The following is a 13,691-nucleotide window of genomic DNA, read 5'->3' as shown; positions in this document are numbered from 1 at the left end:
TATAATTATATGTTGAATTTATTTTAATCTAAAACACTCCAGCCTCTTTTCGGATTGTTGTTGTTGGATACTTCCTGTTCGTTGACGATAATATTTTCTTTTCTCTGACCGATGTAATCGAGTTCGCTGAGTTTAGAGAAAATCGTTTCAAGGCTTCTGAGCATCTGCTGGATGTACAATAACGGTTCTCCGCAGTTGTGGTGGTCATAATTGGTCTCGGCTACGATAGAGAGCTGGTTGAGCAAGGTGTGGGGCGCAATTTCACTCCACTCAAGGCTGTAGTTGAGCATTTCTTCAAGCTCTGCCGGAACCATAATCTGGGTGGCCTGATACAGGCGAAGTGCCAGTTTGGCAAAAGATTCAATGAGAAAAACCGGCGGCTGATAGGGCGTAATATTCCTGAACTGGAAATACATATCTCCAAATGTGCTGATCATCGTATTGCAAAGAAGCTTTACATTCTGCGCCAGAGCGGTGTTCTGGTTTTTATGTGATGATTTCTGGATGATTTTGAAAGAATACTGCTGTAGGTTTCCGATGGATTTTGCGAACATATTGTAATAATCCAGCAATACCGGATGGCTCTGGATGGAAGTACACGGCGGGATAAAATTAGAATCCACCTGCGCAATGTTTCCTCTGAGATCTACTTTTCCGATGATCAGGTAATTTCCTCCGGAATAGCTGCTGTTCAGAGAAGTTACCGGAAGCAGCTCGATATGATGATTCGGCTGCGTATTCGGATGGCGTGGCGGAATTTCTTCAGGATCAATATCACCGAAGGGTACTTTATCAAAGGGATTAACGGAAATCAGAATGTAGTAATCTCCGTCTGCCTGTTCCTCCGACATATTTTTTGCCAGCGATTTTACACTCACCCTCCTGTCGTTAAGCTCAATCCTGTAGCCGGCCAGCGTAATGGCGCTGCAATGCTTGATCACGAGCTGTACATCATTGGTTGCTGTGTTGTGAACATCAAAAATGGTACGGTCTGTAAATTCATTCGAAATCGGTAAAAGGCCGTAATTATAGTTCGTGATCCCCAATGAGTTGGAATCCCTTATATTATCCATTAAAAAGTTATCCTGATCATTAAGATGTCTCTGGGAAACTTTCATCCCGTCAACCCAATTGATGGCAAAATGCTTAATAGGCTGTATCATATTCAATATTTTTAAAGTGTGTGAGATTGTGTTCTTCTTATTCCTTCTTCTTCGTGCTGGATCACTCTTTTGCAGATCACGACATCATTTTCGGCGATCCTGTTTTCGGTAATATCCTGATCGAAGTCGATGTATTTCCTGAAGCTGAAAAATGATTTTTTAGTATAGAAAATCCAGTAATACGGTTCTCTTTCCTGGTCGGACAAATGAATGACGGAATTCGGGTTTTTATGGTTGTAATCATCCACCACGCGGTAAAACCAGTCTCCGAAAGTCACGCCTGTGGGCAGTGTTTTGGCTTTAATCCTGAACCGGTTGGCATCTTCAAGGTTTTTGCTGAGCTCAACATTCAGCACCATCAGCCTGTCGAAATCGGCACCTTCGAAATCCGGAAGCTTCTGATCGGGTGAATACCGCCATGTTTTATAGATATCGACCGGAATGCTGATCAGCTGAACATAGCAGTAATGAAAAACCAAAGGCACCAAAAAAGTAATGATACTGGTGGCCGCCATGATGGGATATCCGGTTCCCTTACTCATCCAGTTGAAGATCAGGTAAAACAGATAACCTCCAAAGCCAATACAGGTAACGGATAATATGGATTCAAAAAGAATGCTTTTGGTTAAAGAAGTAAAATGCTTTTTAAAATACCGGTCTGAAAGGTTTACATGGATGATGCCCAATACCAGATAGATGACCTGCGCGATGAGATACCAGTACGGATTGAAAAGGTTCCCTGCAAAACCGAAGACCCCAGGAATTGCCAGACACAAACTGCACAGCAGAACATAAATGATAATGGTTTTGATCTTGATGGCAGGCTTATTTCTTCTGATAGCTCCCAGAATGACCATCATAATAACCGCAAACAAAGGCATCAGAATATACCTTAAAAAGATTCCCTTTACTGAAGAAATTTCCATGTGTCTTTTTTCGAATTAATATTTTTAATTGGTGAAGTAAATATAGTTAAAAATTTTCAGAGGAATGTCGAGTAACCGAGACGGTTTGTATTTCTTTCATCATCCTCCAGGGCGAAAGAATATTCTCTCTTTTCGGTAATGAAATTTTCCTCAATATCCACACTTACCGGCAGGAAATAATCATACATGGCCTGAAGTACTTTCCGGAAAGGGCTGCCGTCGATGTATTTTTTCATTTCTCCGTAAGGAATCGGGCCGATATTGACTACCCAGTTTCTTTGTCCGTCCATGTGGTTCCCGCTGGGAATATAAGTGACACCCAATTGTGAGTTTCCCAGAAGCATGGAATCATTTTCCTGTTCGACCCCTGCAATGATATTCGGGGCGAAAGTGACTTTCACGGGAATTTGGAGAAAAGCGGTCATACATCTTTCAAACCACGATTTATCTCCGCGGATTTGATGAAAAAAAGGTAAGATATAAATGAAAATGTAGGCATTCTGCTTATCCATCATATTGATCAGGGGCCACAATTCTCTTATGGTCTCGAGGAGTGCATCGGTATCGCTGGCAACTTCAAAATCTGATTCTTTGAGTAAGGCGCTTATTTCAGTGAAAAAGACTTCCAGTTCAAAAGGCTTGAAGAATTTTCGGGCATCTTCCTCTACTCTTTTCTGCTTACGGATTTCCCGGACAACGCTTTCCACGTTTTTCCTCGTTGCCCCCAGCGAAGGCGGATGGAATAGCCCTTCCGGAAGGTAATCGTAAATTCCTTCCCTGTAGGTTTCTATGGTAAAAACTTCCTCATCAAATCCGAGGTAATCGCTGGTAATATTTTTAATATCCTTGAGATAAGCACGATCATTGATGCCAATCCGTTCAATAAAAATATTGCTGACCGCTCTGTGATATTTTAGGAGATTCACTGCTACCGCTTCCGCTTTGAAGTCCGTCTGCAGCTTATTGTAATTCATTTCTACAATATTATTCTCATACATAGTGTTTGCTGTGATTTTTGGCCTGTAAAAATAATATATCTCAAATTTTTGAAAAAATATTTTACAATTAATTTTATACTAAAAATAGTAAATAAATATGATTAAATAAAGAAAAAAAATAAAATTAGATTGAAATTGAGTGGAGGTTAATATTTAGCCTTAATTAATGTTAAGAAATACTTCTCCAGATCAAAATGTAATTGTCAGGAACCAAATCTCCTTTTGCATCTCCTATCAACCACCAACCACCAACTATAAATTAAGATTTGATTAAATTTCCCGGTCCTTCGATAAACATCATATTAACCTTAAAATTAACTGTATCTTTGCGGACTGAAAATGTTATTTTACAATGAAAAGTATGTATTCTAAAATTCTGATGCTGGCATTTATGGCGTCTTCGCTGTATTCATATGCCTGGGGACTTACGGGACACCGGATTATTGCAGAAATCGCGGAGAATCACCTTTCCGGAAAAGCGAGAAGGGAAATCAGGAAAATGATGGGAAGAGAACGTCTTGCGTATTGGGCCAACTGGCCGGATTTTATCAAATCCGATACTACCGGTGCCTGGAAAGAAGCGTCATCGTGGCATTACGTGAATATTGATCCGCAAACGGATTTCAAAACTTTTGAGACGAAACTTAAAGCGCAGGCCGGGCCGAGCCTCTATACCCAGGTCAATGTGCTTTCCAGTCAGATTAAAGATGCTAAAACTTCTGAAAAAGACAGAAAGATTGCTCTGATTTTCCTTATTCATATTATGGGAGATCTTGCACAGCCTATGCATGTGGGAAGAGCTGAGGATCTCGGCGGAAATAAAATCAACGTTACTTATTTCGGGGAAAAGACAAATTTACACTCTGTATGGGACGGTAAACTGGTCGATTCGCAAAAATACAGCTATACTGAATATTCCAGGCTTTTAGATATTAAATCTGATGCTGAAGTAAAAGAAATCCAGAAAGGAACACTGGAAGACTGGTTGTTCGATTCTCATAAAATTGCCAACAGAATCTACGCCCAGACACCAATGGATTCAAAACTTTCTTACGATTATCAGTATAAATTCAACGATACCATGGAAAGACAGCTTCTGTACGGAGGTTTAAGACTGGCCAAATGGCTGAATGATCTTTTCTAAGGTGAATGGTGAATGGTCAATTGTGAATTTGGTCTTTATTAAATTATACAGGCGGAAGTTCGGTTCCGCTTTTTTTGTGATTACCAGGGAAAATAGTAAATATAAAGTTAAAAAACATCGAATCAAGGCCTTAGCGGCGTGAGGCGGATAATTTACAATTATTTTTTCAGATTCAATTTAATTAAATGAAAAATTATTGAAACCTTTGTAACCTTTTTGATGTTTCATACGTATAATAGTATAGAAACTCTTTTTTGAGGAAAATAATAGATGAGACAATTAAAAATCACTAAGCAGGTAACCAACAGGGAAACTGCTTCATTAGACAAGTATTTGCAGGAAATTGGTAAAGTGGAACTTATCACTGCGGACGAAGAGGTAGAATTAGCACAAAGGATCCGTGCGGGCGACAGAGCAGCACTGGAAAAATTAATCAAAGCTAACCTTCGTTTCGTAGTATCGGTATCCAAACAGTACCAAAATCAGGGTCTTTCTTTGCCAGATTTAATTAATGAAGGGAATTTAGGACTTATGAAAGCGGCAAAAAGGTACGATGAAACTAGAGGTTTCAAATTTATCTCTTATGCGGTTTGGTGGATCCGTCAGTCGATTTTACAGGCCTTGGCTGAGCAGTCGAGAATTGTAAGATTGCCTTTGAACAAGATCGGTTCTATCAACAAGATCAATAAAGCTTACGCTCACCTTGAACAGGAAAACGAAAGACCGCCTTCACCGGAAGAATTGGCAGAAGTTCTCGATATGAGCGAGGAAGATATCAAGGAATCGATGAAAAACTCCGGAAGACATTTGTCTATGGATGCGCCTTTGGTAGAAGGTGAAGATTCCAATCTTTACGATGTATTACGTTCAGGAGAGTCCCCAAGCCCGGATAAAGATCTGATGCTTGAATCTCTTCAAATCGAAATCGAAAGAGCATTGAATACGCTCACCCCAAGAGAAGCGGATCTGGTAAGACTGTATTTCGGACTGAACGGAAAACATCCGATGACGCTGGAAGAAATCGGTGAAACTTTCGACCTTACGAGAGAACGTGTTCGCCAGATCAAAGAAAAAGCGATTAAGAGATTGAAACACAACACCAGAAGTAAGATCTTAAAATCTTATTTAGGGAAGTAATTTTTAACGAAACTAAATATGCGGAGCCTGATTTTCAGGTTCCGTTTTTTGTTTTTTGTCTATGAACAAACTCTATTTTTTTATCGGAGGATTTATCCTGATTTTTATTTTCGGAAATCTTACGCTTCATCTTTATTATAAGAGAAAACACGAAAAATTCCTGGCCTTTTTGAAAGGAAAAGATTTTGTTATTATTAAAAATGCAAAAATAGATATTGATATTTCAGGCGGCAGAACATCTTACAATTATCACAAAAATATAGCTGATGTCGTTTTTTTTAAAAACCATATATTTTTATTGGCTACAAGCAAATTTTTAAAGCAAGCTCAGCCGATTTTACAGCTCAGTAGAATTGGCAATAATGAAAAGTTTTCTGAGATCTGGGAAGAAATACAGTACATTTCAAAAATGAAAGTGGAGAATAAACTTAGGATCACAGGATTTTCTATGCGGGGCTCATTAAAAATCAATTATAAAATATTTGTGAATTTAGAGAATAAAGATTTTTGTATACAGGATTGGTAAATGTCGGGAAAGAGCCAGGCTATCGAAGATGCTTATATCATCGGGAAATTATATGGTAAGGATAAAGATCTGAATGCCGTTTTTGCAGCATTCCAGAAAATAAGAAGAAAGAAAGTAGATTATGTGGTGAGTACCAGCCGTAAGCTCGGACAGTTTTCGCAATGGGAAAAAGCAGGCAGCTTTAGAAATCTCATTATGAAAATGGTTCCGATAAGTTTTAACAGGAAAATAGTGGAAAAGGTAATACTTCTTGAACGCTAGTAAATTCCAAAACAATTGCACAGTTTTTAGTTTGTTCGAAAACTGTGCAATCGCAGAATGTTTCTTATTTAATCGTTGACTTCACACTTCCGCAAGACAACATTGATTTCCCGTAATATGGATTGATAATCTTTGATTCATCACTCAGCCAGCTGCCTTCAGCCATCGGGCAATACTGAATATATACCAGCTCCTGGGACAGTTTATATTCTTTGGAAAGCGCAATCATATTGTCGGAAAGGTTGTGAAAAGTTTTTCGCTGCACGGAAATATTTTTTGAGTCGGCAATGGTTTTAGCATCTTTTCGCAAAGTGTTCAATTGTCCTTCTGATAAAGCTTTACGGGATGATGAAGAAGTTTTGATAAATGCTGCGGCCGCTGCCGAAGCTTTACCCGCATCATCAGAAGCTAAGGCCGATTTTATACCGATGTAATCACTGTATAATTTACTCACCTGCACATCTTTTTTTGACTGTGCCAATACGGAAACTGCTGACAGTACAGAAAGCATGGCGGTAATGATATATTTTTTCATTTATTTTATTCTGAATTCAAGTTTTACATTAAAGAACCGTCCTGTAAGACGTACTGGCACCGGATACATCAAATTGGTGTTGGCATCGCTGATCCATTGGTTGGCTACGGTATTCCTGATATTAAAGGCATTGAAAACCTGTACTCCTAAAGTCAGCTCTTCAAAATTACCCCAGAAGCCGTATCCTCCTTGCTTCTCTTTCGGATCTATAAAGGCATACGATAACCCTAAATCTACTCTTTTGTATGATGGAAGAGTCTTCTGATATTGGTAAGGATCGGTAAGTACCGGTGCTCCGGTCGGCAGTCCCATGGCATAGGTTAAGGTAAGATTGACACGCATTTGCGGAAATGCCGGCATATAATCCTGATAGAACATCGCAAATCTGAAACGCTGATCCGTAGGTCTCGGGATATCACCCTTTCCGTCAATGTTTTCATAGACTCTGGCATAACTTGCCGAAAGCCATGAATCAATTCCCGGAACAAATTCCCCGAAAAGTCTTGTATCAATTCCGTATGCATATCCTGATGCGTTGTTCTTGCCTGAATAACGAATTCTCACATTATCCATATAATAAGGGATAAGGTCATTCATCTTTTTATAATACAGCTCGGTCGTTAGCTTAAACGGCCTTTCGTACATATAAAATTCGTAGTCATTGGCCAGAATGGCCTGGATCGACCGCTGTGATTTAATAGAAGAATTAAAGTTTCCGTCAAGGTCTTTGATTTCTTTATAGAAAGGCGCCTGGTAGTAAATTCCTCCAGAGAGCCTGAATAGCATGTCAGTATCCCAATCCGGTTTGATGGCAAACTGTGCTCTTGGTGAAAAGATCGTTTCATCGTTAAAACTCCAGTGGGCGACACGCGCTCCGGCATTAACGAAAACCTTATTGCTGCCCCAGAAAAACTTCTGTGAATACTGGGCATAAGCAGACATTCTGGTCGGCTGGATGTGGTTGTTCCCGGAAATATTATACATTAATCTCAGATCATCCGCATCTCTTGGCTGTATGAACTCTTCGTGTGGAAGGCTGTATCCCGCAGAATCTGCTAATTTCCATTCGTTGGTAAGATCTCTCAGGTTTTCTTTTTCGTATTTGAATCCTACTTCGATATCGGTATTCACGTTAGGTGAAAAACGCGTTCTGAACTGTGCGCCGTATGTTTTTACCTGAAGATCATTTCTGGCATGTTCGATCTGCCCTCCCGCATCGTATGAGGTTACGGGATCGCCGGTCACCGGATCATAAGTCTGCAGGGCATAGGAAGAAGAAATGCTGTAGTATTCCCTTTCACGGTTCTGATAGGCAAACGCATCAAGGGTTACCCGCCATTTGTCTGAAGGTTTGTAATTGATGGAAGCCGTTCCCATCATATTTTTATACTTATCATCTTCGCGGCCGCGGTAAAATACATTGAGTTTAAGAGGCTGCTGAAGGCTTCCGAAATCTACTTCTCTCGTTTTCGGGACCATTTCGTAATCATTGTTAGAATAGTATCCTATGAAAGATAAAGTAAGCTTCGGGCTGAAATGATAATTAAGATACGTCTGGAAATCCATATACTTCGGATTAAAGTCAGTATCTTCTTTTAACGTATTGAGAACAAGATTTGTATTCCTGTATCTTCCTGAAAACAGCGCTGTAAATTTCCTGTTGTCATCTTTATCTTTGCCTGCGGCAAAGCCAGTGGTCAGTCTTCCGCCGATTAAGCTTCCTTCTCCTGAAAGTTCGAATTTTTCCGGTTCGCGGTAATAGATATTCAGGGCTGAAGACATTTTATCACCGTATCTCGGCTCGAAACCTCCCGCAGAAAAATTCACGGTAGAAACCATGTCGGGATTGATAATACTTAATCCTTCCTGCTGTGAATTTCTGATCAGGAACGGTCTGTAGATCTCGATATCGTTGATGTAGATCAGGTTTTCGTCGTAGTTTCCGCCACGAACCATATACTGTGAAGAAAGTTCCGTATTGGAGTTTACGGAAGGCAGGGTTTTGATGATTCCTTCGATACCTCCGGAAATGCTCGCTACATTCTGAGCATCTTTCGCTGAAATTTTCACAGTGGTAAGATCATTGGTTCTTCCTGCTACTTTTTTCTGAAAGACCACTTCTTCAATGGTGGCGGTTTTCATCGTATCCTTCTTTTTTCTTACCTGGGAGAATACTAACGCAGGAACCATAAGGCTCAATGGTAAAACTAGTTTTTTCAAAAGAAATGTTTTAGAATTTCAAACGTGAATATATAAATTTTATTTTAACTTTTTTAAACTTTATTAACATTTAGTGCGAGATCTGCAAAACGTTTCATAAAACAATATTAAATTAAAGGATGGCCTCTCTTACTCTGGTTAATTTTTGCAGCAAATCTTCCAGAAGATCAAGTCTCAGCATATTGGCACCATCGGATAAAGCAGTTTCCGGCGTCGGATGGGTTTCAATAAAAATTCCGTCTGCTCCTACTGCAATTCCGGCTTTGGCTACGGTTTCGATAAGATCGGGTCTTCCTCCCGTAACGCCTGAGCTCTGGTTCGGCTGTTGTAGAGAATGGGTTACGTCAAGAATCACCGGAGCGTAATTTCTCATCGTTGGAATTCCCCTGTAATCAACGATCAGATCGGTATATCCGAAGGAGTTTCCTCTTTCAATGATCGCGACTTTCTGATTGTCAGAATCGGTGATCTTCTGTACGGCAAACTTCATGGATTCCGGGGAGAGAAACTGGCCTTTCTTTAAAGTCACACATTTTCCGGTGTGGGCTGCGGCCACCAAAAGATCCGTCTGGCGAACGAGAAATGCAGGAATCTGCAAGACATCCACATATTTTGCAGCTAAAGCGGCGTGCTCATTTTCATGAATGTCTGTCGTGGTCGGGATATTGAAGGTCTCTCCCACTTTTTTAAGGATCTCAAGGGATTTTTCTTCACCGATGCTGGTAAACGAATCTACCCTGCTTCGGTTGGCTTTTTTAAAGCTTCCTTTGAAGATATAAGGAATGTTGTATTTGTTGGTGAGCTCAACGACTTTTTCAGCAATGCGAAGCGCCATGTCTTCCCCTTCGATGATACAAGGTCCTGCGATCAGGAAAAAGTTTTTGGAATCTTTGTGATGAATATTATCTAAATACTGAATCATTTTCTTTGGTATTAAAACTTCAGTAAAAATACTGAGAAAGTTTCAGAATCAGAAATTATTTAGGGTAAATAACTTATCAATAGAAATGGGCTTTAGCCCGATGAACTGATAGCGGTTTGCCATTGGCTTTAGTCTAAACTTAGGGTAGGTTTTGGCTAAAGCCTGATCAGCCGGCATCATAGAGCAAATGGGCTAAAGCCCATTTCTATTGATACGATATTCATTAATTCAGGTTTTTAAAACTGATGTATTCAAATCTGTGTTATTTTGCTTCCGCTTCCAAATTCTGCGCAAGATAAGAATTTTGCCTGACGAAGTACTGCTGAAATCTTCAGGCGCAGAATGGTTGGGCTTATTACAACTGTAGAAGTCTTACGCAGTTTGCGGGAAACAAAATACAATTGCAGGAGATTACAAACAATAGTGTTTGTGATAAAATACAATTGCATTAGGTTACAAACAGATGTGTTTATAACAAAATGCAGTTGCATGAGATGACAAACAGGTGTGTTTGTGACAAAATGCAATTGCAGGAAGTTAAAAGCACTATTGTTTTAAATCTCTGAAGGACTACGGAAGTCCTGCGCAACTTGTGGGAAACCCAATGCAGTTTTCGGGTGGTGTTATTTCGCAACGGTGATCGTCAGTTTGTTTTTGTGTTGTTTGATGTTTACGGTTTTCCCCTTTTCAAAACCTAGCTTTTCAAGCCATTTGCCTTTAAGCCGGATTTCGGAGACCGTTATCATCCGGTCGCTGCTTTTCTGATAGGTGGTATTGATCTTAAGTCTTCTTGAATTCATCATGGTTATGTTTTTTTAGTTTTTGTGAAGCTGTAAAGCAGGAAGCCTGATAAAGCCTGAACTTCTTTTCCCTAAGAGCCAAGGTAATATGATAGATTGTGTTTTTATTTGAATGAGTAATTTATGTAGCAAATGTAAAATAATTTTTAATACGTAGGTTAATTAAACTACAATATTTTATCATAAACTTTCCAAATTGCTCTTATAACCATAATTATAATGGATAGGATTGAATTTAGAATAGCTTTTGGAAAAAGGGTTGAAAATTTTAGAAAAAAGCTTGGATTGAGCTACCGGCAGTTAGCTCAGAAATGTGATATTGACCATAGCAATATAAGCAAAATTGAAAAAGGAGAAGTTGATATAAGAATTTCAACAATACAGGAACTGGCTAAAGGATTAGAAGTTCATCCGCGGGAATTGTTTGATTTTGAATTGCACAACCCCTAAATTAATTTATGGAAAATCTTAACAAAATTGAGGCTGCCTAAACATTTTAGACAGCCTCTTGTTTTTTGTATTTAAAGGTATTTAAGGAGTTGTTTCCCATTCAAACAACTTTTCAATTCCCATCCGTACCGTTGCTACTTTTCCTGTACTGCCAGCAACCTTACTATTATTCATAAAAGAAGTATTGCTCGCATCTTTTAATTTTACAAAGTCTTGCATTTTTGCTTTAGTATAACCTGGAAATTCGGGATTGTAATCTATGTTTGCAGTATCATTTAGATCAACCTTAACAGCTTTCCATAAGTCATAATTTTGGCCATCTACTCGAACATCAAGAATTGCTCCTGGGAGACCAAAAAATTTAAAGGGTCCAACAGAATACGGTATTTCTTTTGTGAAAAATGCTGTTATGGGTGAGCCTCGAAAATTAGCAGTAGCTTTAATACAATCGTAACCAAGTATTTTTTTTGTAGTTTCCTTATCGATTAGCCAATCTATGTGCGGAACTTTATCGTACACCAAATAGTAATCCTCAGCATTATCTTTCACAAAAGTGGTAAAGAAGAAATTTCTATCCTTTGTAGTAGTATCAATAGTAGAAATAAAATAAAAATCCTGTCCCTTACTATTATTTTTATTAAATGAGGGATCGGTCCACATAATATTACCGTCTTGTTTAGAAATAACTCTTGTTCCGTCTGTATAAAGGTCTTCGTAAACATTTGCAATAGTTGACCTAACATTGAGATATTGGATGTGGATCTGTTTTTGTGCAGATATCCAGACAGAGAAAATAGATAATAGAAAAAAAAACTTATACATACTTGATTGTTTTGACTATGGATTTACATCTGAATTAGGTTGTAACGCTTTTACGTTATAGCCTTGAGATCTTAAATCAGCAATTACACCTGCCTGATAAGCCATGCACGAGTTTAAATTTGGTTGATCTGAAGTAAACCATGTTTGGCCGGTTGGTTGTCCTTGTGAATTGAAATAAGTTACCATAACTCCACAGAGTTGAAACGCAACCACTGCTTCTTTTTGTTCTGTGCTTTTTTGAGCATCAAATTTGTTCTCTACAGTTCCATTAGCGTTCATAAAACCAGCAGCACTGAAGGCTGTTACTAAAAAGATTTTTTTCATGAAAAATAAGTTTTGTTTGTTTGTCTGTTAAAGGTAATAAATGATAACACTTTGTGATTTATATTTTAATGTTTATTTGTTATATAATTCGCACGTAGCTCGAGCATCTCATTTTCTAACATGGAAATGTTTTAGAGTACATCAGCTTGAAAGCTCACAACATCAGGGGGTAAATGGAGATATTAATTATTATCTTTTAACGATAAATTTCAAATCTCGGTTATTAGTAAATCTCACAGTATACTTTCACTAACGATTTTATGTATTGTCCGTAATTTTTAAAGATAAAGCTCACTATGGTCGGGTTTTTGAATAGTCAACAGTACTTTTCAAATACCAATCACTAAAAAATATAATATTATGTCAACAGAAAATCTTACACACCACGACGCTGTAAAAAAAATCAAAGATCTATCAGAAAGTGCTAAAATATGTATGTTCTGTACAGAATTGGATACACTGCCGATCAATTCAAGACCGATGTCTTTACAGGAAACGGATGAGGAAGGAAATCTTTGGTTCATCAGCAGTGATACTAGCAACAAAAATTTTGAGATTAAAGAAGATAAAAGAGTCCAGCTGTTCTTTATGAACAATGGCGACTATCAGTACCTGTCCGTTTTCGGAGATGCTACGATTTACAAAGACCGTTCGACCATCGAAGACAAATGGTCACCAATGGCCAAGGCATGGTTTGAAGACGGAAAAGATGATCCTAACGTTTCGATCATCCGCGTAGAGCCGAGAGAATCGTATTATTGGGATACGAAAGTAGGCAAACTGGTAAGCCTGGTAAACTTCGTAACGGCGGCCGTTACCGGAAACACCACCGATAATTCAGATGGTGTTGAAGGACAGGCAAAAATCTAAGAATATTCAAATAAAAAATTGATAGGCTGCATCATTGATGCAGCCTATTCTTTTGCTACCGGATAACACAATAATTTTATGTTCCAGGGAGCAATATCTGTGTAGCATAACAAGTAATAGGGTCAACGCAAGCACGCCAGCGGTGTGCTATTATAAGATAGAACTCCTATGGAGTTCTGCTACAAGATGCTGATATTGATCTACACAGATATTGCTCCTATGGAGCAAATTAAAAGTGTACTTTATTGGTATGTTGTAAAATGATTATTAAAAGAAAACTCAAAAGCTCCTGTCCGAAAAGTTTGGGACAGTCTATTTCTTTTGCTATAGGATTGAACACAATAATTTTATGCTCCAGGGGAGCAATATCTGTGTAGCAGAAGAAGTAATAGCGTCATCGCAAGCACGCCAGCGGTGTGCTATATAAGATTGAACTCCTATGGAATTCTGCTAGAAGATGCTGATATTGATCTACACAGATATTGCTCCTATGGAGCAAATTAAAAGTGTACTTCATGGGTATGCTGTAAAATGATTATTAAAAAGGCTGTCCAGACTTTCCGGACAGCCTTTTTATGTTATAAATATAGTGA

15 protein-coding genes are annotated in these 13,691 nt (G+C 38.6%); 6 read left to right on the top strand and 9 right to left on the bottom strand.

What is annotated here, in order from left to right; all coding sequences use genetic code 11:
* Positions 1 to 23: 23 nt before the first annotated feature.
* The 3 genes from AC0N32_RS06565 to AC0N32_RS06555 are packed head-to-tail and all read right to left on the bottom strand — an operon-like array spanning position 24 to position 3,063.
* Positions 24 to 1,163: a hypothetical protein gene (locus tag AC0N32_RS06565; protein ID WP_476393060.1), complete on the bottom strand. Its 1,140-nt coding sequence runs from the start codon at positions 1,161 to 1,163 to the stop codon at positions 24 to 26.
* 11 nt (positions 1,164 to 1,174) lie between these two features.
* On the bottom strand, positions 1,175 to 2,089 hold the full coding sequence (locus AC0N32_RS06560; RefSeq protein WP_476393059.1) for a TssN family type VI secretion system protein: 915 nt from the start codon (positions 2,087 to 2,089) through the stop codon (positions 1,175 to 1,177).
* Positions 2,090 to 2,145: 56 nt separating this feature from the next.
* A complete protein-coding gene (locus tag AC0N32_RS06555; protein WP_476393058.1) occupies positions 2,146 to 3,063 on the bottom strand; it encodes a type VI secretion system baseplate subunit TssG in 918 nt (305 codons plus the stop codon).
* 376 nt (positions 3,064 to 3,439) lie between these two features.
* On the opposite strand from AC0N32_RS06555, the gene AC0N32_RS06550 reads away from it, so the two are divergent.
* The 4 genes from AC0N32_RS06550 to AC0N32_RS06535 all read left to right on the top strand — a co-directional run bounded on the left by AC0N32_RS06550 (position 3,440) and on the right by AC0N32_RS06535 (position 6,155).
* Positions 3,440 to 4,231, top strand: a complete 792-nt coding sequence (locus AC0N32_RS06550) for a S1/P1 nuclease (protein ID WP_476393057.1) — start codon at positions 3,440 to 3,442, stop codon at positions 4,229 to 4,231.
* A 270-nt stretch (positions 4,232 to 4,501) separates the two neighbouring features.
* The gene (locus tag AC0N32_RS06545; protein ID WP_002979276.1) at positions 4,502 to 5,368 is read left to right on the top strand and encodes a sigma-70 family RNA polymerase sigma factor; all 867 of its coding nucleotides are present in this window, start codon (positions 4,502 to 4,504) and stop codon (positions 5,366 to 5,368) included.
* Between the two features lie 169 nt (positions 5,369 to 5,537).
* Positions 5,538 to 5,894 carry a hypothetical protein gene (locus AC0N32_RS06540; protein WP_476393056.1) on the top strand — a complete coding sequence of 119 codons (357 nt, stop codon included), beginning with the start codon at positions 5,538 to 5,540 and terminating at the stop codon, positions 5,892 to 5,894.
* Positions 5,895 to 6,155 (top strand): hypothetical protein, encoded by a 261-nt coding sequence (locus AC0N32_RS06535; RefSeq protein WP_476393055.1) that lies wholly within the window; start codon positions 5,895 to 5,897, stop codon positions 6,153 to 6,155.
* 64 nt (positions 6,156 to 6,219) lie between these two features.
* Here AC0N32_RS06535 and AC0N32_RS06530 read toward each other — a convergent pair whose 3' ends face one another.
* The 4 genes from AC0N32_RS06530 to AC0N32_RS06515 all read right to left on the bottom strand — a co-directional run bounded on the left by AC0N32_RS06530 (position 6,220) and on the right by AC0N32_RS06515 (position 10,635).
* Positions 6,220 to 6,690: a DUF3347 domain-containing protein gene (locus tag AC0N32_RS06530; protein WP_476393054.1), complete on the bottom strand. Its 471-nt coding sequence runs from the start codon at positions 6,688 to 6,690 to the stop codon at positions 6,220 to 6,222.
* Positions 6,691 to 8,910 carry a TonB-dependent receptor plug domain-containing protein gene (locus tag AC0N32_RS06525; RefSeq protein ID WP_476393053.1) on the bottom strand — a complete coding sequence of 740 codons (2,220 nt, stop codon included), beginning with the start codon at positions 8,908 to 8,910 and terminating at the stop codon, positions 6,691 to 6,693.
* A 112-nt stretch (positions 8,911 to 9,022) separates the two neighbouring features.
* Positions 9,023 to 9,832: a 3-deoxy-8-phosphooctulonate synthase gene (gene kdsA, locus AC0N32_RS06520; protein ID WP_476393052.1), complete on the bottom strand. Its 810-nt coding sequence runs from the start codon at positions 9,830 to 9,832 to the stop codon at positions 9,023 to 9,025.
* A gap of 623 nt (positions 9,833 to 10,455) precedes the next feature.
* Positions 10,456 to 10,635: a SymE family type I addiction module toxin gene (locus AC0N32_RS06515; protein ID WP_476393051.1), complete on the bottom strand. Its 180-nt coding sequence runs from the start codon at positions 10,633 to 10,635 to the stop codon at positions 10,456 to 10,458.
* 216 nt (positions 10,636 to 10,851) lie between these two features.
* Here AC0N32_RS06515 and AC0N32_RS06510 point away from each other — a divergent pair, with 216 nt between their 5' ends.
* Positions 10,852 to 11,082: a helix-turn-helix domain-containing protein gene (locus AC0N32_RS06510; RefSeq protein WP_476393050.1), complete on the top strand. Its 231-nt coding sequence runs from the start codon at positions 10,852 to 10,854 to the stop codon at positions 11,080 to 11,082.
* A gap of 81 nt (positions 11,083 to 11,163) precedes the next feature.
* Here the strand turns inward: AC0N32_RS06510 and AC0N32_RS06505 are convergent, their stop codons facing one another.
* Both AC0N32_RS06505 and AC0N32_RS06500 read right to left on the bottom strand, forming a co-directional pair.
* Entirely contained in the window at positions 11,164 to 11,904 is a 741-nt protein-coding gene (locus AC0N32_RS06505; protein WP_476393049.1) for a GLPGLI family protein, read from the bottom strand.
* Positions 11,905 to 11,919: 15 nt separating this feature from the next.
* Positions 11,920 to 12,228 carry a hypothetical protein gene (locus tag AC0N32_RS06500; protein WP_476393048.1) on the bottom strand — a complete coding sequence of 103 codons (309 nt, stop codon included), beginning with the start codon at positions 12,226 to 12,228 and terminating at the stop codon, positions 11,920 to 11,922.
* A 360-nt stretch (positions 12,229 to 12,588) separates the two neighbouring features.
* On the opposite strand from AC0N32_RS06500, the gene AC0N32_RS06495 reads away from it, so the two are divergent.
* Positions 12,589 to 13,098: a pyridoxamine 5'-phosphate oxidase family protein gene (locus AC0N32_RS06495; protein ID WP_476393047.1), complete on the top strand. Its 510-nt coding sequence runs from the start codon at positions 12,589 to 12,591 to the stop codon at positions 13,096 to 13,098.
* The last annotated feature ends 593 nt before the right edge of the window (positions 13,099 to 13,691 follow it).

The sequence above is a fragment of the Chryseobacterium endophyticum genome, assembly GCF_056333165.1.
The sequence above is the reverse complement of the archived record's forward strand: the minus strand, read 5'-3'. Positions and strand labels throughout refer to the sequence as shown.